Source organism: Sphingomicrobium arenosum, assembly GCF_026157085.1.
Classification (GTDB): domain Bacteria; phylum Pseudomonadota; class Alphaproteobacteria; order Sphingomonadales; family Sphingomonadaceae; genus Sphingomicrobium; species Sphingomicrobium arenosum.
In genome coordinates this window covers 2,322,872-2,348,151 of sequence record NZ_JANPVN010000001.1, presented here as the reverse complement: position 1 = coordinate 2,348,151, position 25,280 = coordinate 2,322,872, and the positions used below count along the sequence as shown (strand labels likewise).

At 66.3% G+C, this 25,280-nt stretch carries 25 protein-coding genes; 16 read left to right on the top strand and 9 right to left on the bottom strand.

All coding sequences use genetic code 11. The annotated features are described in order from the left end of the window. Nucleotides 1-16: 16 nt before the first annotated feature. The 3 genes from NUW51_RS11765 to NUW51_RS11755 all read left to right on the top strand — a co-directional run bounded on the left by NUW51_RS11765 (nt 17) and on the right by NUW51_RS11755 (nt 2,558). Nucleotides 17-466 carry an ATP-dependent zinc protease family protein gene (locus NUW51_RS11765; protein WP_265587705.1) on the top strand — a complete coding sequence of 150 codons (450 nt, stop codon included), beginning with the start codon at nt 17-19 and terminating at the stop codon, nt 464-466. Then, a complete protein-coding gene (gene rimK / locus NUW51_RS11760; protein WP_265587704.1) occupies nt 463-1,368 on the top strand; it encodes a 30S ribosomal protein S6--L-glutamate ligase in 906 nt (301 codons plus the stop codon). Before NUW51_RS11765 ends, rimK begins: the two co-directional genes overlap by 4 nt. Nucleotides 1,369-1,559: 191 nt before the next feature. Continuing rightward, nucleotides 1,560-2,558: a PAS domain-containing protein gene (locus tag NUW51_RS11755; protein ID WP_265587703.1), complete on the top strand. Its 999-nt coding sequence runs from the start codon at nt 1,560-1,562 to the stop codon at nt 2,556-2,558. Between the two features lie 67 nt (nt 2,559-2,625). Here the strand turns inward: NUW51_RS11755 and NUW51_RS11750 are convergent, their stop codons facing one another. Further along, nucleotides 2,626-3,099: an SspB family protein gene (locus NUW51_RS11750; RefSeq protein WP_265587702.1), complete on the bottom strand. Its 474-nt coding sequence runs from the start codon at nt 3,097-3,099 to the stop codon at nt 2,626-2,628. 68 nt (nt 3,100-3,167) lie between these two features. Here NUW51_RS11750 and NUW51_RS11745 point away from each other — a divergent pair, with 68 nt between their 5' ends. Together NUW51_RS11745 and NUW51_RS11740 are read left to right on the top strand one after the other, a co-directional pair. After that, a complete protein-coding gene (locus NUW51_RS11745) occupies nt 3,168-3,545 on the top strand; it encodes an HIT domain-containing protein (RefSeq protein WP_265587701.1) in 378 nt (125 codons plus the stop codon). 112 nt (nt 3,546-3,657) lie between these two features. Beyond that, entirely contained in the window at nt 3,658-5,079 is a 1,422-nt protein-coding gene (locus tag NUW51_RS11740) for a sodium-dependent transporter (RefSeq protein WP_265587700.1), read from the top strand. Between the two features lie 84 nt (nt 5,080-5,163). Here the strand turns inward: NUW51_RS11740 and NUW51_RS11735 are convergent, their stop codons facing one another. Next, on the bottom strand, nt 5,164-6,162 hold the full coding sequence (locus NUW51_RS11735) for an adenosine kinase (protein ID WP_265587699.1): 999 nt from the start codon (nt 6,160-6,162) through the stop codon (nt 5,164-5,166). Between NUW51_RS11735 and NUW51_RS11730 the strand changes: the two genes are divergently transcribed. Both NUW51_RS11730 and NUW51_RS11725 read left to right on the top strand, forming a co-directional pair. Beyond that, a complete protein-coding gene (locus NUW51_RS11730) occupies nt 6,161-6,292 on the top strand; it encodes a hypothetical protein (RefSeq protein WP_265587698.1) in 132 nt (43 codons plus the stop codon). The genes NUW51_RS11735 and NUW51_RS11730 overlap by 2 nt on opposite strands. Beyond that, a complete protein-coding gene (locus NUW51_RS11725; protein ID WP_265587697.1) occupies nt 6,289-6,663 on the top strand; it encodes a hypothetical protein in 375 nt (124 codons plus the stop codon). Before NUW51_RS11730 ends, NUW51_RS11725 begins: the two co-directional genes overlap by 4 nt. Here the strand turns inward: NUW51_RS11725 and queG are convergent. Beyond that, on the bottom strand, nt 6,660-7,694 hold the full coding sequence (queG, locus tag NUW51_RS11720) for a tRNA epoxyqueuosine(34) reductase QueG (RefSeq protein WP_265587696.1): 1,035 nt from the start codon (nt 7,692-7,694) through the stop codon (nt 6,660-6,662). The two genes, NUW51_RS11725 and queG, sit on opposite strands and share 4 nt — an antisense overlap. A 29-nt stretch (nt 7,695-7,723) precedes the next feature. Here queG and NUW51_RS11715 point away from each other — a divergent pair, with 29 nt between their 5' ends. After that, nucleotides 7,724-8,659 carry an ABC transporter ATP-binding protein gene (locus NUW51_RS11715; RefSeq protein WP_265587695.1) on the top strand — a complete coding sequence of 312 codons (936 nt, stop codon included), beginning with the start codon at nt 7,724-7,726 and terminating at the stop codon, nt 8,657-8,659. After that, a complete protein-coding gene (locus tag NUW51_RS11710; protein WP_265587694.1) occupies nt 8,656-9,882 on the top strand; it encodes an ABC transporter permease in 1,227 nt (408 codons plus the stop codon). The genes NUW51_RS11715 and NUW51_RS11710 overlap by 4 nt, the downstream gene beginning before the upstream one ends. Nucleotides 9,883-9,897: 15 nt before the next feature. Here the strand turns inward: NUW51_RS11710 and NUW51_RS11705 are convergent, their stop codons facing one another. After that, nucleotides 9,898-10,281 carry a VOC family protein gene (locus NUW51_RS11705; protein ID WP_322597092.1) on the bottom strand — a complete coding sequence of 128 codons (384 nt, stop codon included), beginning with the start codon at nt 10,279-10,281 and terminating at the stop codon, nt 9,898-9,900. A 39-nt stretch (nt 10,282-10,320) separates the two neighbouring features. Between NUW51_RS11705 and NUW51_RS11700 the strand changes: the two genes are divergently transcribed. The 5 genes from NUW51_RS11700 to NUW51_RS11680 are packed head-to-tail and all read left to right on the top strand — an operon-like array spanning nt 10,321 to nt 15,001. Continuing rightward, entirely contained in the window at nt 10,321-11,667 is a 1,347-nt protein-coding gene (locus NUW51_RS11700; protein WP_265587693.1) for an MATE family efflux transporter, read from the top strand. A gap of 34 nt (nt 11,668-11,701) precedes the next feature. Further along, nucleotides 11,702-12,508, top strand: a complete 807-nt coding sequence (locus NUW51_RS11695; protein ID WP_265587692.1) for a hypothetical protein — start codon at nt 11,702-11,704, stop codon at nt 12,506-12,508. Beyond that, a complete protein-coding gene (locus tag NUW51_RS11690; protein WP_265587691.1) occupies nt 12,505-13,395 on the top strand; it encodes a hypothetical protein in 891 nt (296 codons plus the stop codon). The genes NUW51_RS11695 and NUW51_RS11690 overlap by 4 nt, the downstream gene beginning before the upstream one ends. Continuing rightward, nucleotides 13,392-14,186, top strand: coding sequence for a hypothetical protein (locus NUW51_RS11685; RefSeq protein ID WP_265587690.1), 795 nt, complete (start codon nt 13,392-13,394; stop codon nt 14,184-14,186). Before NUW51_RS11690 ends, NUW51_RS11685 begins: the two co-directional genes overlap by 4 nt. Continuing rightward, nucleotides 14,183-15,001, top strand: a complete 819-nt coding sequence (locus tag NUW51_RS11680) for a hypothetical protein (protein ID WP_265587689.1) — start codon at nt 14,183-14,185, stop codon at nt 14,999-15,001. Before NUW51_RS11685 ends, NUW51_RS11680 begins: the two co-directional genes overlap by 4 nt. A 6-nt stretch (nt 15,002-15,007) precedes the next feature. On the opposite strand, the gene NUW51_RS11675 is transcribed toward NUW51_RS11680, so the two are convergent. Further along, a complete protein-coding gene (locus tag NUW51_RS11675; RefSeq protein ID WP_265587688.1) occupies nt 15,008-15,811 on the bottom strand; it encodes a LytR/AlgR family response regulator transcription factor in 804 nt (267 codons plus the stop codon). Continuing rightward, nucleotides 15,808-16,890: a sensor histidine kinase gene (locus tag NUW51_RS11670; protein WP_265587981.1), complete on the bottom strand. Its 1,083-nt coding sequence runs from the start codon at nt 16,888-16,890 to the stop codon at nt 15,808-15,810. The genes NUW51_RS11675 and NUW51_RS11670 overlap by 4 nt, the downstream gene beginning before the upstream one ends. A 255-nt stretch (nt 16,891-17,145) precedes the next feature. On the opposite strand from NUW51_RS11670, the gene NUW51_RS11665 reads away from it, so the two are divergent. Then, nucleotides 17,146-19,077: a M1 family metallopeptidase gene (locus NUW51_RS11665; protein WP_265587687.1), complete on the top strand. Its 1,932-nt coding sequence runs from the start codon at nt 17,146-17,148 to the stop codon at nt 19,075-19,077. A gap of 72 nt (nt 19,078-19,149) precedes the next feature. Continuing rightward, nucleotides 19,150-21,483 (top strand): putative bifunctional diguanylate cyclase/phosphodiesterase, encoded by a 2,334-nt coding sequence (locus tag NUW51_RS11660; RefSeq protein ID WP_265587686.1) that lies wholly within the window; start codon nt 19,150-19,152, stop codon nt 21,481-21,483. 34 nt (nt 21,484-21,517) lie between these two features. Here NUW51_RS11660 and NUW51_RS11655 read toward each other — a convergent pair whose 3' ends face one another. The 3 genes from NUW51_RS11655 to NUW51_RS11645 all read right to left on the bottom strand — a co-directional run bounded on the left by NUW51_RS11655 (nt 21,518) and on the right by NUW51_RS11645 (nt 25,216). Next, the gene (locus NUW51_RS11655) at nt 21,518-21,922 is read right to left on the bottom strand and encodes a GNAT family N-acetyltransferase (RefSeq protein WP_265587685.1); all 405 of its coding nucleotides are present in this window, start codon (nt 21,920-21,922) and stop codon (nt 21,518-21,520) included. Between the two features lie 112 nt (nt 21,923-22,034). After that, nucleotides 22,035-22,796 carry a TVP38/TMEM64 family protein gene (locus tag NUW51_RS11650; protein WP_265587684.1) on the bottom strand — a complete coding sequence of 254 codons (762 nt, stop codon included), beginning with the start codon at nt 22,794-22,796 and terminating at the stop codon, nt 22,035-22,037. Nucleotides 22,797-22,810: 14 nt separating this feature from the next. Further along, nucleotides 22,811-25,216 (bottom strand): PAS domain S-box protein, encoded by a 2,406-nt coding sequence (locus tag NUW51_RS11645; protein ID WP_265587683.1) that lies wholly within the window; start codon nt 25,214-25,216, stop codon nt 22,811-22,813. Nucleotides 25,217-25,280: the final 64 nt, after the last annotated feature.

The window sequence follows — 25,280 nt, the reverse complement described above, 5'->3', positions numbered from 1 at the left end:
CGAGGGGACGAGGCATATGGATCGTGGAATAGTCGGCTGGCGCGAATGGGTTGCCCTGCCCGGCCTCGGCGTGGCCGCGATCAAGGCCAAGATCGACACCGGCGCGAAGACCAGCGCGATCCACGCCTGGAACGTGCATCATTTCAAGAAAGACGGCGTCGAGCACGTCCGCTTCAACCTCCATCCCGAGCAGAAGAACGATATGGACGAGATCGCCTGCGAATGTCCTTTGCTCGACACCCGCGTCATCACCTCGTCGAACGGCATGAAGCAGCGCCGCTTCGTCATCGCCGTCGATCTCGCCATGGGCGATGCGACCTATCCGATCGAATTGACGCTGACCAACCGCGACACCATGGGGTTTCGCATGTTGATCGGGCGGCAGGCACTCAATGGACGCTGGCTCGTTGATCCTGCATTGTCATTCGCGACTCGTAACAAGCCGTCCAAGGGGATTCGTCAATGAAAATCGCGCTGCTGTGCCGCAACGCCAAGCTCTATTCGCACCAGCGTCTCGTCGAGGCGGCCGAGCAGCGGGGGCACGAGATCGACATCATCGATCACCTGCGCTGTTACATCAACATCACCTCGAACAAGCCGACGATCCGCTACAAGGGCGAGGATTTGCCCAAATATGACGCGGTGATCCCGCGCATCGGGGCGAGCGTGACCTTCTACGGCACCGCGGTCCTCAGGCAGTTCGAGATGATGGGCGTCTTCCCCCTCAACGAGAGCGTCGCGATCAGCCGCAGCCGCGACAAGCTGCGCTCGATGCAGCTCCTTGCGCGCAAGGGCGTGGGCCTCCCCGTCACCGTCTTCGCGCACCAGACCAGCCGCGCCGAGGAAATCATCGAAATGGCGGGCGGCGCGCCGGTCGTGGTCAAGCTGCTCGAGGGCACGCAGGGCATCGGCGTCGTGCTGGGCGAGACCCAGAAGGCGGCCGAATCGATTATCCAAGCCTTTGCGGGCGTGGGCACCAACATCCTCACCCAACAGTTCATCAAGGAAGCAGGCGGATCGGACGTTCGTTGTTTCGTCGTCGGCGACAAGGTCGTCGCGGCGATGAAGCGCACCGGCAAGGAGGGCGATTTCCGCTCCAACCTCCATCGCGGCGGTTCGGCCGAGCCGGTCAAGATCACCGCGATCGAGCGCAAGACCGCCACGCTTGCAGCCAAGACGATGGGGCTGCGCGTGTGCGGCGTCGACATCCTGCGCGGCAACCAGGGGCCGGTGGTGATGGAAGTCAATAGCTCCCCCGGCCTCGAAGGCCTCGAGAAATCGACCGAGATCGACGTTGCCGGCAAGATCATCGAATATCTCGAAAAGACCTATAAGGAAGGCCGCACCGGCACGCGCGGACGCGGTTGAGGGGCGACGGCGATCGGTCCGCCACCGCCGTTGGTCGACACTGCGCGCCCGTTGGTCGAGCACCGCACCGTCAACACCCCTCGGCCTCGTAGCGCGTCCACCGTTCGGTTCGATTATTAAGCCTTGTCAGCAGGCCTGCCCATGCCATGATGCGCAGGCCTTGCGACGCTGCGGGGTGCTTGGGGGATAGGATGGACACGCGCGCCGATCGTCGGCTCCAGCAGATGTTCGACCAGCTCGTGTCGTTCGTGGCCGTGCTTGATCTCGACGGGCGCATGATCGAAAGCGGCCGACCCGCACTCGACCTCGCCGGGGTCGATTTCAAAGATGTCGAAGGCACCATCTTCTGGGAAAGTCAGTGGTGGAACTACGACCCCGCCATCGCCCGCGAACTGGAAGAGGATGTCGCCCGCGCGCGTGAAGGCAAGGCCACCACGCGCCAGACCGCCGCCCGTTTCGGCGACCAGGGCATCATTCACGTCATCCGCAAGACCGCGCCCATCTACGATACGCTCGGCAATGTCGTCGAGATCATCGTCTCGGGCACCGACATCACCGTCCAGAAACAGCAGGAAGCGGCGCTCGAGCGCGAGGCCAGGCGGCAGGCCATGCTCAACCGCGAGCTGCGCACCCGCGTGCGCGACCTGTTCGTCGTCGTCCAGGAATCGCTCGAGACCAGCGCCGAGCAGAGCCACGACAAGGCCGCGCTCCTCGACAATGCGCGCGAGCGTATCGGCGCGCTCGCCAATGCCCATATCATCGGGCTCGATCATGACGGCGAATTCACCGTCGACCTGCGCCGCCTCATCGAGGCGGTGGTCGGCGTCCATCTGCCCTCGCCCGCCAGCTTTTCCTGCGACGGCCCGCCGGTGCGCCTCGCCAATGGTATCGTCACCCCGCTCACCCTCATCGTCCACGAGCTCGCTCGCTGGGCGCATGACCATGGTGCGTGGCGCACCCGCGACGGGCGCGTCCATCTCGATTGGGCGGTCGATCAGGGCAGCGGCCCCGAGGGCTGCGACACGCTGTGTCTCAACTGGGAGGAAGAGGCGGTCGATGCGCCGCCGGTCGAGGAAAGCGAGGCGATGATCCGCTGCATCGCTCGCCAGCTCGCCAAGGTGGAGGGCGAACAGGCGCGCGACCTCATCGAGGGCGGTCGCCGCATCCGCATCCGCCTGCCGCTGCGCTAGGCGGACGCCCGCGCCTCCGCTTCGCTCCGGAACAAGACGTCGGACAGCCACCGGCTGTCCTTTGGCCTTATTTCTTTTTCGTGAAATCCACCGCAACGACGTTCGAGCCGTCCTCGCTCGCCTCGGCCGCCGGGCGATCCGGCGCGTCGGTCGTCTCGATCTCGATATCGTCCGAGGCCTGGAACTTGAGGCTGAATTCGACCGCCGGATCGACGAAGTCGGTCACCGCGCCGAACGGCACGCGCAGGCTCGACGGCACCCCGCCGAAGCTGAGGCCCACCGAAAAGCCCTGGTCGTCGACCTCGAGATCCCAGAAGCGATGCTGGATGACGATCGTCATTTCCTCGGGGAAACGTTCGACCAGATGCGCCGGGATGTCGACGCCGGGATGGCGCGTGCGAAAGGTGATGTAGAAATGATGCCCGCCCGGCAGCCCGCCCTGCGTGGCGACGCTGGTCAGGACGCGCCCGACCACCGCGCGCAGCGCTTCCTGCACGATCTCGTCATAGGGAATCAGGCTTTCGGGCGTGTCGTCGGTCATGGCTTGCCTCGTGAACCCGCATGCGCGATGGGTCAAGGGGAACACTAGACGATTGGATCGCCAACCTCATGCCCATCGATGCCACTGCCCCTTATGACGACGACAATGTCTTCGCCAAGATCCTGCGCGAGGAGCTGCCCTGCCACAAGGAAGCCGAGAGCGAACACAGCTTCGCCTTCCACGACATCAACCCGTTGGCGGCGCATCACATCCTGGTCATCCCCAAGGGCAAATATGTCAGCTGGGACGATTTCACTGCCAAGGCGTCGGACGAGGAAATCCTCGATTTCGTCCGCCTTGTCGGCAAGGTCGCGCGCGAACGCGGGATGGAACAGCAGGGCTATCGCATGCTCGCCAACGTCGGCCAGCGCGCGGGCCAGGAGGTGCCGCACCTCCACGTCCATTTGTTCGCGGGCGAGCCTTTGGGGCCCATGCTCTGCAAATAGTTTTCGACGAGCGGCGCGTCCAAGCCCCTAGGCGGGCGCGCCTTTGCCCGTTACCACGTCGCACCAACAGTATTTAACCGGGGAGGATCAGATGGTTTCCAAGGGAGCCGCCATGGGCAGCGCATCGGCCAAGGAAGGCTGGTCCAGCCGCAGTGCCTTCATTCTCGCCGCCGTCGGCGCCGCCGTCGGCCTCGGCAACATCTGGCGCTTCCCCACGCTCGCGGGCGAAAATGGCGGGGGCGCCTTCGTCCTCGTCTATGTCGCCTTCGTCCTACTCCTCGGCCTGCCGCTCGTGCTCGCCGAGATCACCACCGGGCGCATCGGCCAGACCGACGCGGTCGGCTCGGTGCGCGAGGTCGCGGATCGCTCCAACGCGTCAAAGGGCTGGTCGATCACCGCGACGCTGGGCACCATCGGCGCCTTCCTCATCCTCTCCTTCTACTCGGTCGTCGCCGGCTGGGTGCTTTATTATGCGGGCGTGATGGGCGGCGAGCTCGTCAGCGCCATCGGCCGCGGCGATCCCCTGGGCGGGGCCTTCGCGGGCGAGAGTATCGACCAGATCCAGGCCCGTCTCGGCGGCCTGCTCGGCGACTGGAAAATGCTGCTCGCCATGCATGCGCTGTTCATGGGCGTGACCTGGTTCGTCGTCAGCCGCGGCGTCCATGCGGGCATCGAGAAAGCGGCGACGATCCTCATGCCGATCTTCTTCGCGCTGCTCGTGGGCATCACCATCTATGGCGCCTTTGCCGGCAATTTCGAGGAAGCCACCGCCTTCCTCTTCACCGCCGATTTCTCCAAGCTCACCCCGCAGGTCATGAACGAGGCGCTCGGCCAGGCGCTCTTCTCGCTCTCGCTCGGCGTCGCCGGCCTCATCACCTACGGCAGCTACATCAAGCAGAAGGGCGGGCTGGGGGGCACGGCGGCCACCATCGCGATGGCCGACACCGGCGTCGCGCTCATCGCGGGCCTGATGATCTTCCCGATCGTGTTCGGGGCGGGGCTCGATCCGGCGGGCGGGCCCACGCTCGTCTTCCAGGCCTTGCCGGTCGCCTTCCAGTCGATGCCGGGCGGCGCGCTCATCGGCCTCCTCTTCTTCCTCCTCATCTTCGTCGCCGCGCTGACCAGTTCGGTCTCGCTGCTCGAAGTGCCGACTGCCTGGGGCAAGGGCGAGATGAAGTGGACCCGCTTCACCTCGGCCACCATCTTCGGCATCGGCGCCTTCGGCCTCGGCGTGTTCGCGCTGCTGGGCTACAACGTCCTTGCCGACGTGCGCCCGCTGGGCTTCTGGGGCCTGTTCGAAAATGCCGACATCCTCGACACGATCGACGGCTTCACCGGCAAGATCATGCTGCCGGTCGGCGTGATGATCCTGTCGATCTTCATCGGCTGGAAGGCCGACCAGAAGATGATGAAGGCGGCCACCGGCCTGTCGAACGGCATGTTCGCCTTGTGGCGCTTCCTCATTGCCTGGCTGTGCCCGGTCGCGGTCGGGCTGGTGCTGCTGTTCGGCCTGTTCCCGGGCCTTCTGGGCTAGGACACAGCGACCGAGCGCCAAGAAAAAGGCCCGGCGGGATCCACTCCCGCCGGGCCTTTCTTTTTCTCTTTTAGCGACGCTGGTCTAGGCCAGCTTCTTCGCGACCAGCGCGCGCAGATCCTCTTCGGGACGGGCGCCATAATGCTGGATCACCTCGGCCGCCGCGATCGCGCCCATCTTGAGGCACGCCTCGAGGTCGCGCTCCTGCGCCAACCCGGCAAGGAAGCCCGCCGCGAACAGGTCGCCCGCGCCGGTAGTGTCGACCAGCGCCTTGATCGGCTGTGCGCCGACGCGGGCGCGATGCCCGTCCTCGACCGCGATCGCGCCCTTTTCCGAGCGCGTCACGACGAGCAGCGGGACCTTGGGCGCGATCCACTCGACCGCCTCGTCGAGGTCGCTCTTGTCGGCCAGCGCCTTTGCTTCTTCCTCGTTGGAGAAGAGCACGTCGATCTTGCCTTCATCCAGCAGCCGCACGAAATCGCCGCGGTGGCGCGAGATGCAGAAGGTGTCGGACAGGGTGAAGGCGACCTTGCGGCCCGCGGCGCGCGCCGCGTCGATCGCCTTTTCCATCGCCGCGCGCGGCCCGGGCGGGTCCCACAGATAGCCTTCGAGATAGAGGATCGAGGCATCGGCCACCGCTTCATCGCTGATCGCGCCCGCCGGCAGTTCCTGCGCGGCGCCGAGGAAGGTGTTCATGGTGCGCTGCGCATCGGGGGTGACGAGGATGAGGCAGCGCGCGGTGGCGGCGTCCACCTCGCTCGACGGCGGCACGATGAAGTCCACGCCCGCGGCCTCGATGTCATGCTTGTAGATCTGCCCCAGCTGGTCGTCGGCGACCTGCCCGATGAAGCCTGCCTTGACGCCGAGCGCGGCGATGCCGGCGGCGGTATTGCCCGCCGAGCCGCCCGAAATCTCGCGGCCCGCGCCCATCAGTCCGTAGAGCCGCTCCGCCTCGGCCTCGTCGATGAGGCGCATGCCGCCCTTGTCGAGATCCTGCTGGTCAAGAAATTCGTCGCTCGCATCGGCGATGACGTCGACGATCGCATTGCCGATGGCGAGCACGTCGAGGCGGGGCTGGGTCATGAAACTTGCCTTGAATGAAAAAGGAATGGCAGCGCCCCTATGCGCTGGCCCGTTCCAGCGCAAGGAAAAGGCGTCCGAACCGAAGGCGCTTGCGTCGCGCGACGAGCCGTGGATAGGCTTCGTCTCATGAAGCGTCTCGCCCTTCCCCTGCTGCTTGCCGCCGCCGCGCTGTCGGCCTGCGGCAGCCGCGCCACTTCCGCTGCGCCGCCGACCCCGTCGGCCAATTATTCGCTCGTCGCCGCCACCGCGCCCGCCAGCGCGGGGAGCCTCCTCGGCATGGGCGCGGCGAGCCTCCTGTCACGCTTCGGCGCGCCCAGCCTGCAGGTGCCCGAGGGCGACAGCCTGATGCTGCAATGGAAGACGGCGGGCTGCACCTTGGACGCCTATCTCTACCCCAATGGTCGCGGCGGCACCGAGACCGCGCATGTCGAGGCGCGCGGACCCGGCGGCGACGAGGTCGATCGCACCGCCTGCATCCGCGCACTGGAAGCCGCCAACTAGCGCGCCAACCGCCCCTTGGCCCAGCGCGCCGCCTCGGCGACCACCGGATCGGCATCGCGGGTCAGCGGCTCGACCTGCTCGAGCAGGCCTTTCTCCTTGCTGTTACCGGCCGCGATAAGGCAGTTGCGGACCATACGCCCCCGCCCGATGCGCTTGATCGGCGAACCTGCGAACATCTCGCGAAACCCCGCATCGTCCAATTGCAACAGATCGGCCAGCGCGGGGGCGACCAGTTCGGGGCGGGGCGCGAACTTCTCATGGCCCTGGGCGCCGTCGGCGAAGCGGTTCCACGGACAGGCCGACAGGCAATCGTCGCAGCCATAGATGCGATTGCCCATCGCCTCGCGATAGTCTTCCGGGATCGGGCCGGGATGCTCGATGGTGAGATAGGAGATGCATTTGCGCGCATCGATCCGGTGCGGCGCGGTGATCGCGCCCGTCGGGCAATCCTTGATGCAGGCGGTGCAGCTGCCGCAATGCACCTTGGCCGGCGCGCTCGGCGCCAGCTCCAGCGTCGTATAGATGATGCCGAGGAACAGCCAGTTGCCATGGGTGCGGTTGAGCAAGTTGGTGTGCTTGCCCTGCCAGCCCACCCCGGCAGCGGCGGCGAGGGGTTTTTCCATCACCGGCGCGGTGTCGACGAACACCTTCACCTCGCACGGCGCCTCGGCCACCAGCCAGCGCGCCAAGGCCTTCAGCTTCTGCTTCACCAGCTTGTGATAGTCGGCGCCCTGCGCATAGACGCTGATCCGCCCCTTGGTCGGATGGTCTTCGAGCCACCGCGGGTCGCGGTCGGGCGCATAGCTCAGCCCCAGGGCGATGACGCTCTTCGCCTCGGGCCACAGCGCCTTGACGCCGACGCGGTGGTGCAGCCGCTCTTCCATCCAGCCCATGTCGCCATGCCGCCCCTCGGCGACGAAGGCGCGCAATTCCTCGCCCGCATCGTCGGCCGCATCGGCACGCGCGAAGCCGCAAGCGGCAAAGCCGAGCCGCCGCGCTTCTTCCTCGATCCGGGTTTCAAGGCTTGCCATCACGGCTCCAGCCCTTACCAAATTGAGGGATGAACGCCACGCCTCTCGCCGCCGAAGCGACCGACCTCGTCAAGACCTTCGACGGCAAGACCGCCGTCGACGGCGCCAGCCTGTCGGTGCCCGCGGGATCGATCTACGGCTTCCTCGGCCCCAATGGCGCGGGCAAGACGACGACCTTGCGCATGATGCTGGGTATCATCGACCCCGACGAGGGACACCGCACGCTGCTCGGCAACCGGCAACCGCTGAAGGTCGCGCATGACGTCGGCTACCTCCCCGAGGAACGCGGCCTCTATCCGGCGATGAGCAGCAGGGAGGCCATCGCCTTCATGGGGGCGCTGCGCGGCCTGCCGCTGAAAACCGGGCGCGCGCGTGCCGTCGAACTGCTCGACGGCCACGGCCTTGGCGACTGGATCGAGGCCCCGATCCGTTCCTTGTCCAAGGGCATGGCGCAGACCGTCCAGCTCTTGGGCACCATCGTCCACCATCCGCGCATGGTCGTCCTCGACGAGCCCTTCTCGGGCCTCGATGCAATCAACCAGGGCAAGCTCGAAGACCTCATCCGCCGCCTCGCCGCCGAGGGGACGACGGTCATCTTCTCCACCCATGTCATCGCCCATGCCGAGCGCCTGTGCGAAAAGGTCGCGATCATCGCCAATGGCAGGATCGCCTTCGAGGGCGGGGTCGACGAGGCGCGCAACCGGCTGCGCCCCATCGTCAACCTGCGCACCCGAACCCCCGATGGCCCCTGGCGCGCCGACCTGCCCGACAGCGCCCGCCAGTCGGGCTGCGAATTCCATTTCGAGCTGCCCGAAGCGGGCCCCGAGAAAATGCTCAAGAGCCTGATCGACCATGGCGCGGGCATCGACACGCTGTCGATCGAGCGCCCCGGCCTGCACGATGCTTTCGTCGCCATCGCGGGCGAGGCGGTCGCCGCCCAGATGAAAAAGGATGCCCGGGCATGAAGGAAATCATCCGCGCCGCCTTCGTCATCGGCCGCCGCGACTATTTCGCGACCGTCCTGTCGAAGACGTTTCTTTTCTTCCTCATCGGCCCCTTCTTCCCGATCGGTATCGGCGTCCTGTTCGGCGCGGTCGGCACCAATATCGCCGACAGCGACAATGAGCGCATCGTCGCGGTCATCGGCACCGCCGCCGAGGTCGCGGCACTGAACGAGGCGCAGGAGCGCTTCACCCCCTTCGCGCCGGGCGATGGCTTCGTGACCCTCGAACAGGTCGACCCCGAAGGCGATCTCGATGCGCAGCGCGAGGCGCTGCTGGCGCGCACCGAGCGTCCCATTCTCGGCGTCCTCGACGGCGGGCTGGAGGCGCCCGTCCTCACCGGCACGCTCGGCGAAGGCTCGGGCACCGCGCGTCATCTCGGCGCCTTTATTAACGAGGCGCGCCGCGCATCATTGGAAGGCGCCCCGCCCGATGCCACCGGCCCCCCGCTCGAGGTCAATACCCGCAGCCAATCGGCCTCGAGCCGCAGCTTCGCGCAGGCGCTGACCGCGCGCATGGGCCAGCTCCTCCTCTTCTTCGTCACCATCCTGCTCGCCGGCATGCTCCTCTCCCAGATGCTGGAAGAGAAGGGCAATAAGGCGATCGAGGTGCTCGCCTCCGCCGTGCCGGTCGACAGCATCTTCATCGGCAAATTGTTTGCGATGCTCGCCATCTCGCTGACCGGCATCGCGGTGTGGATTACGACCATCGTCATCGCGCTCTACGCCTTTGGCGGCGGCAGCGCGGCGCTGATCCCGCCCCCGCCCGCGGTGGGCTGGCCGGTCTTCATCCTGTTGGGCCTCGTCTATTTCACGACGAGCTACCTGCTCCTCGGCGCGGCGTTCCTCGGCATCGGCGCGCAGGCTTCGACCGTGCGGCAGGTGCAGACGTTGTCCATGCCCGTGACCATGATCCAGGTCGTCCTCTTCCTCGGCGCGCAGCTGGGCGTCGGCGATCCCTATGGCCGCGAGGCGATCATCGCCGCCGTCTTCCCCTTCACCAGCCCCTTCGCGATGATCGCCCGCGCCGCCGAAGTCGCGCCGCTCTGGCCGCATCTCGTCGCGATCGCCTGGCAGGCGCTGTGGGTCGCGCTGATCCTGCGCGTCGCTTCCAATTTCTTCAGGAAGAGCGTGCTGAAATCGGGCAAGCCCTTCCGCTGGCCGTGGAGCCGCAAGGCCGTGCGCTAGATCGGCGCGGCGGGCTCAGGCCGCCGGCGCCGGCCCCAGCTGTTCCCACAATTCGATCTTGATGCCGTCGGGGTCGAGGATCCAGGCGAACTTGCCATAGACCTCGTCGGCCCGCCCGAGGATCTCCACGCCCTTGCCCTCCAATTCGGCCTGGAAGGCATCGAGGTCGTCGACGCGAAAGTTGATCATGAAGGGCATGGTGCCCGGATCGAGATAGGTCGTGTCCTCGGCAAAGCTCGACAACAGGCTGAAGGGATCCTCCTGCGGCTCGTCGGCCCAGCGGAACATCGGGCCATAATCGCCCGCGATGCCGAGCACGTCCTTGTACCATTTGGTCGACGCCTCGACGTCCTTGCGCTTGACGAACACGCCGCCAAGTCCCGTGATCCGTGCCATCATGCTTCCCCTGTCGTTGCGGCTCCGGCATAGCAGATCGTCATGAAGCGGGGGAGCATCGACAGTCGACTGATCTGGGCCATCGCCGTCCCCGCGATGATCACCAATGTCGCGACCGCCCTCATCGGCATTGCCGACCTGTGGGTCGTCGGGCGCCTCGGCAGCGCGCCGGCGCAAGGCGCGGTCGATATCGGCGCGCGTTTGTTCGCGCTGCTCTTCACCGTCATGAACTTCCTCAAGACGGGCACCACCGGCCTCGTCGCGCAGGCAGGCACGCGCGAGGGCGCAGAGGAACAGGCCGCGACGCTACTGCGCGGCATGGCGGTCGCGCTCGCCATCGCGCTGGCCCTCCTCGCGCTCAAACCTCTGCTCCTGCCGCTGCTGCTCGACGCGCTCGGCGCCAAGGGCGAGGTGCTCGTTGCCGCGCGCACCTATGCGGGCATTCGCTACTGGTCGGCCCCGGGCGTGCTCGTGAACCTCGCGCTCATCGGTTATCTCGTCGGCCAGCGCCGGATGACGGCCGTGCTCGTGATCGAGGTCGGCTACAACCTCCTCAACGTGGCGCTCGGCCTGCTCTTCGTGCTGCGCTTCGACATGGGCATTGCGGGCATTGGCTGGTCGAGCCTCATTGCCGAATATGCCAAGCTCGCCATCACCGCCGCGCTCGTCTTCTCGGGCGGCGGCCTCGTGCTCCTGCGCGCCCAGCTCGGCGCAACCGGCACCTTCGCAAGAGCCCGCCTCCTGCCCTTCCTGTCGGTCAACCGCGACCTGTTTCTGCGCACCGTCATCCTCGCGCTCGCGCTTGCCGCGCTGACCCGCATCGGCGCGACGCGCGGCGCGGTCACGCTCGCCGCCAATGCCATCCTGTTCCAATTCTTCCTCTTCTCCGCGCTCTTCCTCGACGGCTTCGAAAATGCCGCGCAGGTCCTCAATGGCGAGGCCAAGGGCGCCGCCGACCGCGTCCGCTTCGAGCGGCTGACCAAGGCGATCGTCTTTCGCGGCTTCGGTGCCGCCGCGCTGGTCAGCCTCGCCTTCGGCCTGTTCGCCATCCCGCTGATCGAGAGCTTCGCCGCCACCCCCGCGGTCGCGCTTTCCGCCATGTATTATTCGCCCTGGCTCGTCGTCCTGCCCTTCGCAGGCGTGGCGGGCTTCATCTATGACGGCGTCTATGTCGGCGCTTCCTGGACGCGGGCGCTGCTCCTCGTGATGGGGGGAAGCGCGGCGGTCTACGCCCTCGCGCTCTGGCTGACCTGGGACTGGGGCAATCACGGCCTGTGGGCGAGCTTCACCCTCTTCCTCATCGCCCGCGCGGTCTTCCAGCGCCTCATGCTCCCCCGCCTCGTCGCGAAAATCGCCGACGATCCTGACTTGCCAGCCGCCAAAAGCTGACGCAGGTTAGGCGCTCAACCGGGGGGTGCTTGTCATGATCGTCCTGTGGCGCAGGATAAGGAAGGCCGTCGGCGGTATCGGCCCGACCGAATGGGCGCTGCTCGCCATCGAAACATTCGCGGTCGTCGCCGGCATCCTCATCGCCTTCGAGCTCGAGCAATGGTCCGAGCGCCGCGAGAAGCGCGCCGCGCAGGCAGCGCTTCTCGACCGGCTCGTCGACGAGGCCGAGCAGAGCGTGGCCTTCCTCATCGAGCATCGCGACGGCTTCGATGGATGGCGCCGCGCCGCGCGTACCCAGCTCGACATCCTCATCAACGAGGATCGATGCCCGCCCGAAGGCGACATGTCCTTTGCCCGCAACCTGCCCTCGCTGCATCTGCCGACCTCCGCCTATGACGAGATGGCCGGCACCGGGGGCTTGTCGATCCTCCCGCGTGCGCGCGAACGGCGCGCCGTCGCCGACTATCAGGCGGCCCGCAATGCCTTCGCCCAACAGCTGCAATTCGCCCGTTCGCTCGCCACCGGTTACGATTTCGGCGACTGGGACCGCATGGGCTTCGTCTATACCTTCGACCCCGCGAAACCCGCAGGCAGCAGCTATAACGGGCGCAAGGTCCATGACGGCGACTGCGCCGACGAAACCTTCAAGGGCCGGATGGCAAGCGCCATGTATCACGCCGAGGTCGTCCACGAATTTCGCGCCGCGCTTGCCGCCGAGGCGATCGAGATGTGCGCAGTCCTCGCCGATGCGGCGGGCCGGCAATGCCGCCCCGGAGACCAGTCGCTGACGGGCGACGACCTTGACCTGGCGGCCGAGGCGCTGGAGGGCCCCGCCGTATGATCGCCCTCATCCGCCGCCTTCGCGCATCCGCCCGCGAGGTCCGTCCCTCCGATTGGCTCCTCGTCGCCATCGAAGGCGTCATCGTCTTCATCTCCATCTTCGCTGCCTTCCAGCTCACCGAATGGGCCACCGACCGGCGCGAGGCGCGTCAGGTCGATCGGCTGATGAAACGGCTCCTCGTCGAAAGCGCCGACGCCTTGGCGCAGGTCGAACTCCACACCGTCGCGGCCATCGAGACGGCACGGGAGGCGAGCGATGCGGCGCGACTGTTGTCGCGCGGTCGATGTCCGACAAGCTACGGCGATCTTGACGCCTTTGGCTTCGGCGGATGGTTTGCGGCACCCAGCACGCCCGCTTACGACGAGATGCTGAATGGCGTCGGCCTGTCGGCGCTTCCTCCCAGGATGCATGGCCCGCTGTCCTCCTATCGCGCCAACCTCGATTGGATGGACGAGAATTTCGGGCGCGCGAGCCAGCCGATCACCTTCTTCGAACCCGACAATCGACACGTTCGCGTACGCTATCTGGACGAGGTCGACGGCTCGGGTCGCGAGGACATGGCCACCGCCGAAACTCAAGGCCGCGCAGCGACCACGCGCCGTGACTATGACATCGAAGGCTTGTGCGCCGATACCGACTTTCGAGAAGGCTATATCGCCGCCGCACAACTCTACGAACGCTATCTGGCGATCCGCAACGACAATGTGATTGCCGTCGCCAACGCCTGCCACGCGCTCGCCGCCCAAGTTGGCGAACCCTGCTACGACCGGTCCCGCCTCGCCATTCCCAAGAGCAGCCGGGAACGCATCGATGCGATGCTCGCCCGTTATTACGACCGCACCGATCGCCCGGCCGACGAACGCTGGTCAAAGGTGGCGCCCCGATGATCGCCCTTTTCCGCCGCCTGCGCTCGAGCGCCGGAGAGATCCGCGGGCCCGAATGGCTTTTGCTGGGTCTGGAGACCATCGCCGTGGTCGGCGGTATCCTGCTCGCGCTGGCACTGGAGGACTGGGTCGGCGCGCGGCGCGATGAGGCGCGCGAACAACGGCTGCTCGATCGACTGGTCGGGGAAATGGAGGAATCGGTCTTTCGGTTGAAGCGCGGCGACGTCTTCTACCGAAGGGTGAGGGCCGAGGCGCGCGCCGACTTCGATGCCTGGATCAATGCCGGCCAGTGCCCCCAGAAGTTTTCCATCTTCACCACTATCTTCGAGGATATTGACCTGCCCACGGTGGCCTATGACGAGATGACCGCGACGGGCAGCCTATCGCTGCTCGATGATACGCGCCGACGCGATACGCTCGCCAATTTTCATTCCGAGCTCCAATCCTACAACGGTCGGGTCCAGTGGTTTAATATCTCCCTGCCGTCCTTGGCGGATGACCTTGCAGCGGCGGGCTACGACGCCGGCTTTGATGCACAAGCGGGATGGCGCCGGGCCTACGCGGTCAAGGCACCGGACCGCTGCGAGTCTCCTGCGCTGAAGCTCAAAATGGCCGAGCGGATGCGCGCGGCGGAAATCTTGCACGCGCAGCGCGAAGAACTGCTCCTCGAAGCGGTCATGGCCTGCATGGTCGTGGCCGACAGCCTGGGACGTGCGTGTCGCCCGCGCGGCGAAGCACTCGCCCCCGAGGACGCCGACAAGGCCCGCGACGTTCTCGCCGAGACAAGCCCATGATCGCCCTCATCCGCCGCCTGCGCACATCCGCTCGCGAGGTTCGCCCCTCCGACTGGCTCCTCGTCGCCATCGAGGGCGTCATCGTCTTCATCTCGATCTTCGCCGCTTTCCAGCTCAGCGAATATGCGGAGGACCGCCGCGATGCCGCGCGTCTCGGCCGGATCGAGGCGCAATTGCTTGAGGAAGCGCGCACCGCGATGGGGCTGGTCTGGCAACGGACCTCGCAGCGCGATGAGGAACTGCCGTTGGCGCGCAGCGCAGCGCGCGACCTTGCGGAAGGTCGATGCCCCGACGATGCCGCCTTCCAGAGCCTCTGGGCGGTCCAGCTGTACGAGATGATCGACCCGCCGAGCGGCGTCTATGACGAACTCGTCAATTCGGTCGGCGTCTCCGCGCTATCGGCCGACGCCCGGCTCGCGGTCGATTTTTATCGCAACAGCCTCAATTATGCGAAGGGACAGCTCCCCAACTTCCGCTCGCAGGAAGATCTCCTTCGCCCCGAGGATCCTCGGCTCACCGTGCGCGACAGCGGTTCGGACAAAGGCAGCGGGCTGGAGATGATCTTCGATCGCGAGTCCTATTGCGCCGACAGGGAATTTGCCGACGTCGTCAATTTCGCGGTCCGTAACCAAGCCGTCTTCCAACGCTATCGCAACGACCTGCTCGACGACGCCGCCTTCCTGTGCGTCGTCCTTGCCGAGGAACAGGGTCGCAAATGCACCGGCGAATGGGTCGAACAATTGATCCCCGACGCGACCACCCGCGCCGAGCTCGAGCGCCGCGGCCGCGCGCGATGGGACGAGGCCGACCTCTAGCGCCTCCTAGTGGACGAAGCGCGCCACCACGTCGCGGTAGCTGCGGGACACCTTCACCTCGGCGTCCGAGCCGAGGATGAGGAAACATTCGCCATTGGTGTGCGGCTTGACCTGCTTGACCTTGTCGAGATTGACGATGGTCGAGCGGTGGACGCGTTGGAACTTGCGCGGATCGAGGCGCTTTTCGAGGTCCTTCATCGTCTCGCGAAGGATCAGCGTATTGTCGCCCGTCTGGATGCACATGTAATCGCCCGCCGCATCGATGCGCTCGATATCCTCGACGTCGACGCGGAAGATCTGGCCTTGGTCGCGGATGTTGATGACGCTTTCATAGCGGCTCGCGGCGGGCGCATTGGGGTCCTGCTTGGACAATTCGCTCGCCGCCTCGGGGGCATGTTCGTTCAACGCCGCCTCGAGCTTCCTCGCCTTCCTCGCCGCGCCCTTTTCGGCGAGCCGGTTGCGCACCCGGTCGAGCGTTTCGGCGAGGCGATCTTCCTCGACGGGTTTCACCAGATAGTCGACCGCCTTGGCTTCGAACGCCTTGACCGCATGCTGGTCGTAGGCGGTGACGAAGACGAACAAGGGCGGCTCGACTTCCATCAGCCCCGAGATCACCGAAAAGCCGTCGAACCCCGGCATCTGTATGTCGAGAAAAACGAGATCGGGTTTCAGCGTCTTGGTCTGGCGGATCGCCTCGCGCCCGTTGTTGGCGGTGCCGATCACCTCGACATCGTCATGCGCCTCGAGCCTCAGCTGGAGGCCCTGCGTGGCGAGCGGCTCGTCGTCGACCAGAAGCGTACGGATGGTCATTCTTGTTCTTCTTTCCTGAAAGGTATGTGGAGGATAACGCTGAAGCCTCCCTTTTCGTTCGCTTTGGTCTCAAAATGACCGTCACGGCCATAGGCCTGGGCCAGTCGCTCGCTCGTGTTGGCGAGCCCTACGCCCGTCGACGGGGCCCCGGTGACGACCCCGCCGCCAGCGCCCGAATCCGCCACCTCGATGCGCACCCGCCCCCCCTCGGCGCGCGCGGTAATCCAGATATCGGCGCCATTCTCGGCCGGGGTCACCGCATATTTGATCGCATTCTCGATCAGCGGCTGGAGGATGAGGCTCGGCACCGGCACGCCTGCCGCCGCCGCCTCGATGCGAAAGTGCGGGCGCAGCCGTTCCTCGAAGCGCATCTTCTCGATCTCGAGATAGAGCTTCAAGGTGTCGATTTCCTTGGCCAGCGGCACCTGCGCGGTCGGCTCGTTGGCGAGCGTGTAGCGAAGGAAGGAGGACAGCCGCGCCAGCATCGCATTGGCGCGCTCTTTCTCCGCCAGCAGGACCAGCGTGGAGATGCTGTTCAGCGTGTTGAACAGGAAATGCGGATTGAGCTGATAGCGCAGCATCGCCAGCTGCGCCGCCGACGCCTGGCTCTCGAGCGCGCGGCGCTGGTCGATCTGTTCCTCGAGCAGCAGGTAATAGTTGATCCCGTAATAGAGCGCGGTCCACGCCGCCAGGAGCGCGAAGTCGAGCACCATCGCGCCGAGGAACTGCGTGCCGCGCGGCTCGAAGGTCGGGTTGACGAAGGTCGAGATGCTCCACGTCTCGAGGAAACTGAACAGCACCGAGCCCAGCACCACCGTGGCGAGGCTCACCAGCATGGTGATCGCCGCCTGCAGCTTGATCAGCCTTTTGTAGAGCGCCGCCATCAACAGGGTGAGCGAATAGCCCGTCGCGGTGATGATGAGACAGTGGAACAGGAAGACGATCGGCTGGAAGCCGTTCACCACGCCGGTCAGGTAACGAAGGATGAGATAGCCCGACCAGCCGAAGCTCTGGAGCAGCCAGAAAGCGCGGTTCTTGTCGGAAAAGAAGGGCCGGTCGAGGCCGACCGCGCCGATCACCTGCCCGTCGGGGCCGACGCCGCTGGCCGCCTGTTCGCCGGCATGGCGCGCAATATGCTCGACCGATACGCCACCGAGGCGATCGCGTCGTGACGCGCGCTTGCCGCCGTCCTGCTTCAGCCCCGGTACAGCTTCGCTCGCCAAATCATCCGCTCCATGGTTGCGCTGGCGCAACATAATGCGCAATGACACGTCTTCCTAGGGGCACGGCGATCATGGTCGTCGCAGGACAGCAACGGTTGGCAGGAGTTTTCGATGGTTCGTTTCGCGTTGGTCGCCCTGGGGGCTGCCCTTCTCGCCAGCTGTTCCACCAAGAGCGACGATACTCGCGCCACCGGTGATGCGACCGCCATCGCCCCGATCCTCGACCGCGAGGATGCGGTCGACCAGCATAGCTATGCCAAGCCGCTGGAAGCGCGCGTCCACCATGTCGCGCTCGACCTCGACATGGATTTCGACGCCAAGCGCGTGTCGGGCACCGCCACGCTCGACGTCCTTGCCGCCGAGGATGCGACCGAGATCGTCCTCGACAGCCGCAATCTCACCATCAATTCGATCACCGCCCCAGATGGCAGCGCGCTCGCCTATGAGGTCGGCGAGGGCAATGACGAGCTCGGCCAGCCGATCACCGTCCAGCTCGGCGACGCCGAACAGATCGTCATCGATTATGTCGCCGCACCCGACAGCGACGCGCTCCAGTTCCTCAGCCCCGAACAGACCGCGGGCAAGGAACATCCCTTCCTCTTTTCGCAGGGCCAGTCGATCCTCAACCGCTCGTGGATTCCGACGCAGGACAGCCCCGGCATCCGCCAGACGTGGGAAGCGAAAATCCGCGTCCCCAACCCGCTGACCGCCGTCATGAGCGCGCCGAGCGCTGGCGACCCCGTCCCCGACGGCCCCGACCACCGCATCTTCTCCTTCGAGATGGACAAGTCGGTGCCGCCCTATCTCATCGCCGTCGCGGTCGGCGACATCGAGTTCAAGCCGCTGGGGCTGCGCTCGGGCGTCTGGGCCGAACCCGAAATGCTCGATGCGGCCGCCGCCGAACTGGCCGACACCGAACGCATGATTGCGGTGTCGGAAAAGCTCTTCGGCCCCTATCGCTGGGAGCGCTACGACATGATCGTCCTGCCCCCCAGCTTCCCCTTCGGCGGCATGGAAAACCCGGTTCTCACCTTCCTCACCCCGACCTTCATCGCGGGCGACAAGTCGCTCACCGCCTTGATCGCGCACGAACTGGCGCACAGCTGGTCGGGCAATCTCGCGACCAACGCCACCTGGGCCGATTTCTGGCTCAACGAGGGCATGACCGTCTATGCCGAGCAGCGCATCGTCGAGGCGGTCTATGGCGAGGATGCCTATGACCAGGCGGTCAGCCTGTCGCTCGACGAGACCGACGGCGCCATCGCCGAACTGGAGGAACGCGACCAGGTGCTCGCGGTCGACCTTGCCGGGCGTCATCCCGACGACGGCTTCACCTCCATCCCCTATGACAAGGGCGCGGCCTTCCTGCGCACCCTGGAGGCCGAGGTCGGGCGCGAGAAGTTCGACGCCTTCATCCGCCGCTGGTTCGACGACCATGCCTTCGAACCCGTGACCTCCTCGATGTTCTTCGAGGCGGTGAGCGAGCAATTGTTCGACGGCGATGAGGAAAAGATCGCGAGCTTCGGGCTTCGCGACTGGATCTACGAACCCGGCCTTCCCGAGAATATTGCGCGCGGCAATGCGCAGGCCTTTGCCGAGGTCGATGCCGCCGTCACCGATTTCGACGGTGGCCGCGATCCCGCCGAGCTCGGCTGGGCCGAATGGAACACCGCCGAGCGGCTGCGTTTCCTCGGCAAGATCGACAGTGACATGGACACCGAACGTCTCGCCGCGCTCGACAATGCCTACGGCCTGTCCGACACCGGCAACAACGAGATCCTCTTCCTCTGGCTCAAGCTCGCCATCGCCAATCGCTACGATCCGGCGGTCGAGACGCTCGATGCCTTCCTGACCGGCCAAGGCCGCCGCAAGTTCGTCCGCCCGCTGTTCGTCGCGCTCGCCGAGGACGAGCAGTGGGGCCTGCCGATCGCCAGGGACATCTATCCGCGCGCGCGCCCGCTCTATCACCCCGTCACCTTCCAGGAATTGGACGAAATGGGTCTGGGTCGGACCGAAGACGGAGCAGGTTCAACGCAAAGTTAACCACGGTCTTAACCCGGTCGTAACCACCCGGAGGCTAGGCCATGCGCTCTACAACAGGAGCGCGTGAGTCGAATGTATCAGGCCCCGGACCGCTACAAACGCATGATTTCGGCCAAATTGCCCGACGGCGCCTCCTTGGGCGTCGCGCAGGGCGTGCATGACGACCAGGCCTCGACTCCGCTGCGCGACGTCCAGTTGATCAGCCGCGCCCAGCTCGCGCCTTTCTTCGCCGCCGCCAACATCCTCGCCGCCCTCTTGTTCGCCGCCTCGATGCACAGCTCGATCCAGATCGTGCTGATGGGCGGCTGGATCCTCGCCGTCGGCGGCATCAACATTGCCATGACCATGCTCGCGCGGCGCCAGGCCATCACCCATATCGGGCGCTCGGGGCGCCGCGTGCCGCACTGGCTGATGATTTCCGACGTCGCGCTGCGCGCCGCCGTCTGGCTCAGCCTGCCGATGATGGTGTTCGCCGGCCTGTCGCCGTCGGACCAGATCATCGCCGCCTCGGTCATCGCGGGATTGGGCGTCGCCGCCTTGGGCCTCGTCGCCGTGCCGACCGCCGCCATGACGTGGATGACGGTCTTCGTCACCGCCTTGTGCGTCAATCTCTTCATCGGCCGCAACACCGTGCCGATCGAGCATATGGTCGCGATCATCTTCGTCATCGGCGTCGCCATGGCGGGCGTCATGACCGTCGCGCGCTGGGCCTTCCATCAATTGAAGACCAACGCCGATGTCGGCTCGCAGTCCGAAAGCGCCTCGCTCCTCCTCCAGGAATATGAAAAGCGCGGCGTGGGCTGGCTGTGGCAGGTCGACGAGGAAAATCGCGTTACCTACCTCTCCAGCCGTATGGTCGCGCTCATCGGGCGGCCCTCGTCCGCCATCATCGGCCACGCGCTCCCCGCCCTCCTCGGCGGGCAGAAGGAATTCGGCGCCGTCCTCTACGAGCACAAGCCCTTCCAGAACCTCGAGATGGAGCTCGAGACCGGGCGCGGGTCGCGCTGGATCAGCCTTGCGGGCGATCCCATCATCGACCATGCCGGCCGCTTCGCCGGTTTCCGCGGCGTGGGCAGCGACATTACCGAGGTGCGCCAGCAGCAGGAACGCCTGACCCATCTCGCCAATGTCGACGTCCTGTCGGGGCTGCCCAACCGTGGCCGCGTGCGCCAGCTCGCGGGCGAGGCGCTGCGCCATGCGACCAGCTCGAACGTGCCTTGCGCGATCATGTTCCTCGATCTCGACGGCTTCAAGCCGGTCAACGACACCTTCGGCCACCCTAAGGGCGATGCCGTCCTCCAGGCGGTCGCCAAGCGACTTGTCGACGAGGTCGGCGACATGGGCCATGTCGGGCGCATGGGCGGCGATGAATTCGCCATCATCATCAAGGACGCGCAGAGCCGCAAGGGCGTGCAGGCGCTGGCCGAGCGCATCATCGCCTCCGTCGCCGAACCCTATATGATCGACCAGATCGAGATCCGCATCGGCGTGTCGATCGGCTGTGCCTTCGGCCCCATCGACGGCGCCACCGTCGACGATCTCATCCTCAAGGCCGACCTCGCGCTCTACGAGGCCAAGAATGCAGGCCGCGGCGTGGCCAAATATTTCAGTTCCGAACTGATGAGCGAGCAGGAAGACCGCGTCCGCCTCGAAAGCGACCTTCGCGCGGCCGTCGCCAGCCAGCAGTTCCACCTCCTCTACCAGCCGCTCGTCTCGGCCAAGGACCAGAAGCTCATCGGCTTCGAGGCGCTCATTCGCTGGAACCACCCCAAGCGCGGGCTCGTGCCGCCGCCGGTCTTCATCCCCATCGCCGAGGAATGCGGCTTGATGATGGAAATCGGCCAATGGGTCATCGAGGAAGCCTGCCGCACGCTCGCCAAATGGCCCGAGCCGATCACGGTCGCGGTCAACGTCAGCCCCAAGCAGATCCAGATGCCCTCGCTGCCCCAGCTCGTCAGCCAGGCGCTGGCGCGTCACAAGGTGCCGGGCAACCGCCTCGAACTCGAAGTCACCGAGGGTATCTTCCTCGGCAACAATTCGTCGACGCTCGAGATCCTCCAGCGCCTGCGCCAGCTGGGCGTCGGCATCGCCTTGGACGATTTCGGTACCGGCTATTCCTCGATCGGCTATTTGAACAAGGCCGTCTTCCATAAGCTGAAGATCGACGGCAGCTTCGTGCGCGAGGCCGGCACGCGCGAGGAAAATGTCGCGATCATCAAGTCGATCGTCCAGCTCGCCAAGTCGTTCCGCATGAACGTCACGGCGGAAGGCGTCGAGACCGCCGAGGATTTCGAGCGCATGCGCAACCTCGGCGTCGACACCATCCAGGGCTATCTCTTCGGCCGCCCGCTCACCTTCGAGCGCGCCGGCCAGATGGTCATGGGCCTCGCCAAGAAGGCGGGCTGAGGCGCCACCCCGGCGCTCGCGCCGAGAGAAACCGCTAGCGTTCGCGCGCGTAGATGAAGGCCTGGTCGTTCCTCGGCATGCCTATGCGCTCGTAGAAGCCGACCGCCTCGGGCGCCGACAGCAGCAGGCACATCGCCTCGGGCCCGGCATGCCTGCGCGTTTCCTCGATCAGCCGCTGGCCGATCCCCTGCCCCTTGTAGACGGGATCGACCGCAAGGTCGGACAGGTAGCAGCAGAAAGCGAAATCGGTCAGCGCGCGCGATACGCCGACAACCCTGTCCCCGTCCTTGGCCACCACGGTCAGATTGGCATGATCGACCATGCGCCCGAGCCGCTCGGCGTCATCGACCGGTCGCCGCTCGCCCAGCCCCGAGGCCACCAGCACGCGCCGGAACGTCTCCACATCGATCCGCTCGACCCGTTCGTAACTGATGTCCATGATGTCGTCCCCTGCCTTCGCGCCGCCCGGCGCGACCCGTGCTCACGCCCTATGCGGTAGGGGGTTCGCCAACAGCAATATTCGATGAAGCCAAGGCTTGTGTCGACGACCGTCAGTCTCGCGCCGCGCCCCGTCGCCGCGCGACATGGTCGACCAGCAGCGCGACGCCCGACAGCGCGATGAGGAACAGGCTCGGCAGCAGGAAATCCGCCGAGGCGAGCCAGTCGCCCAATGCCCGCGCCGCGCCCGCTTCGTCGCGAAGCACCGCGCGCGAGGCGCTCCACCCGAGGTGGGCGTAGATGAAGGAGGAGGGGATCTGCCCGATCACCGTCCCCACGAGGAAATCGCGCCGCGACATGCGCGCCGCCGCCGCGCCGATCGTCACCGTGCCGAAGGGGAAGATCGGCGCCAGCCTGAACGCCGCCAGCAGCCACAGCCCCCGGTCGGCGAGCCGGTCGGCGAACGCCCGCGCGCGCGGCCCCAGCCGCTCGACCCCGTCGCGAAAGGAGGAGCGGCACATCCGGAAGGAGACATAGCCGCCCAAGGTCTTGGCAATGACGCACACCAGCCCGCCCGCCACCGTCCCGAACAGGACGCCGCCCGTCAGGCTGAGGAACAGGCTCGGCGGCACCACCAAGAGCGCGATGGCGGCGAGGTAGAGCAGGAAATAGAGAAAGAGCGCGATGACCCAATGTGCCTCGACCAATGTACGCACCTGCGCCAGATTGTCGTCGATCCGCTCCATCCCCAGCCGCTCGCCTCCGCCCAGCGCGAAGAAGAGTAGGGTGAGCAGCAGCAAGGTGCCGAGCGGCAGCCAGCGGGAGAGAGAGGCGCGCATCGCCACCCGATTGGCCGAGCCGCGCGCCCCGATCAAGCCTCAGCTTTCTCTCAGGCCGGGAGCAGGTCGCACAGCGACGCTTCGAGGTCGTCGGGCGAAAAAGGCTTGGCCAGCAGCCGCGCCTCGGGCGCGTGGCGCTTGATCGCCTCGGTCTCCGAATAGCCCGAGATGAACAGGATCGGCTGGTCGGGCGCTTCCTTCAGGATCGCCGCGGCGACATCGGCGCCCGACAGGCCGGGCATGGCATAATCCACCACGACGAGGTCGGGCCGCTCGGCACGATAGGCCGCGAGCCCGGTTTTGCCGTCGCTCGCGCTTCTCACCAGCGCCCCCATGTCGTCGAGCGTCTGGGCGATGAAGCCGCGCACGTCGCCGTCGTCGTCGATCACCAGCACGCGCCGCCCCGCCACCGACTGGGCACAGCCGCGCGCCACCGTATCGCTCGGCCCCTCCCCGGCCTCCTCGCCCGCGAGCCGGAAATAGAGCCGGATGGTGGTGCCTTCGCCGAGCTTGCTCTCGATCCGCGCGGTGCCGCCCGACTGGCGCACCATGCCATAGACCATCGACAGGCCGAGCCCCGTGCCCTTGCCCACGTCCTTGGTCGTGAAGAAGGGCTCGAACGCCTTTTGCAGCGTGCGCGGCGCCATCCCCGAGCCGGTGTCGGCAACGCTGAGCTCGAGATAGCGCCCCGCTTCCACCTCGCCGTCGCCGGCAAAGTCCACGGCATGGGCGGCGAGCGTAAGCTTGCCCCCTTTCGACATCGCATCGCGCGCGTTGATGGCAAGGTTGAGCAGCGCCACCTCGAGCTGGGTCGGATCGGCGAGGATGCGCAACGCATCATCCTCCACGTCCCATTCGACCTCGTAGCGCCCGCCCATCGCATTGGCGATCAGCGGGCCGACCTCCTTCAGGATCGCGCCCAGTTCGATCGGCCGCACCTCCAGCTTCTGGACCCGACTGAAGGTCAGCAATTGTCCCGTGAGCCGCGCTCCGCGCTGCGCGGCGGCGAGCGCATTGTCGGCGTAGCGCTTCAATTTCTCGTCCTCGACCCGCTTGGCGATGAGGTCGAGCCCGCCCAGCACCACGGTGAGGAGGTTGTTGAAGTCGTGCGCGATGCCGCCCGTCAGCTGGCCCAGCGCCTCCATCTTCTGCGCCTGCCTCAATTGGCTCTCGGCGGCTTTCAGCGCGCTCACGTCGCGGGCTTCGCCAACCAGATATTCGGGCTCGCCCGCCGCATTGAGGACGGGGCGGATGGTGAGGAGATGGGTGGCGTAAGCGGTTTCCAAGTCGAGGTCGATCTCGGCCCGCCCTTCCTCGCCCCCGACCGCGCGTTCGATCAACCCGCGCATGATCGCGGCATTGTCCTTGCTGTCGGCCACGGGGGGCAATTCCCAGGCCGGGCGCCCGCTCGCCACCGCCTCTTCGCCCAGCACCGCGCGCGCGGCGCGGTTCATGTCGATATAGCGCCCGTCGAGGTCGATCAGCGCGACCATGTCGAGCGTGTCGAACACGGCGCGAAAGCGCTTTTCGCTCGAGGCCAATTCGCCCTGCTGGTCGGCGACCTCGCGCCGCAGCTGTGTTTCGGCCTCCTTGGCGGCGGTGATGTCGGTCGCGCTGCCGATATAGCCGTCGACCCGCCCCTCGCTGTCGCGGCGCGGCTGGACCTGCGCCGCCATCCAGCGATATTCCCCGTCATGTCGCCGCGCCCGCGCCGAAAAGGCGAAGGGCGCCTCGCTCTTCAGCCCCTCGACCAGCGCCGCGCGCATCATCGCCTCGTCGTCGGGATGGACCCGGTCGGTCCAGTCGACCGCGGCGGCATCCTCGCGCACCATCCCCATGAACTCGGCATAGGCCCGGTTGATGAAGTCGCGGCGCCCGCCCGCATCGGTCACCCAAATGGGCACCGGCGCGCTGTCGGCGATGCGGCGGAAGCGGTCCTCGCTCTCGCGCAGCGCATGTTCGGCGCCGCGCTGCTCGGTGATGTCGGTGATGATCAGGATGAGCCCGCGCACCTCGCCGTCGCTGCCCACATGGGGGAGATATTCGGCCTGCGTCGTCAGCATCCCGCGGCGCGGATGCTCGTAATCGGCGGCATAATATTGCGCTTCGCCCGCCAGCGCGCGTTCGAGCATGGGCGCGCGCGCGGCATAGCTCTTGGGGCCCATCATCTCCTCGACACGGCGCCCGATGATCGCCTCGCGCTTGCGGCCCAGCCAGTGGGCGAGCGGCGCGTTGACGAAGCGATAGCGCAGCCCCGTGTCGCAATAAGCGATCATGACCGGCAGCGCATCGGCGAGCGCGACCACGCTGTCGAAATCGACATTGTCGGGAAGGTTGGCGAGCAGGAGCTTGAGTTCGCGCCCGATCGCACCGGGTTGAATCCCCCCGTCCCGCCTCGAGCGGTCCGTAGCTTCCGTCTCCCCCGCGGGCGAGACGGGCGACTCGCGATCCCCCATTCGCTCCATGGAACGAGCTTAACCAGAATCAGTAGCGAATCGATAGCCTTTTATATGACGGATG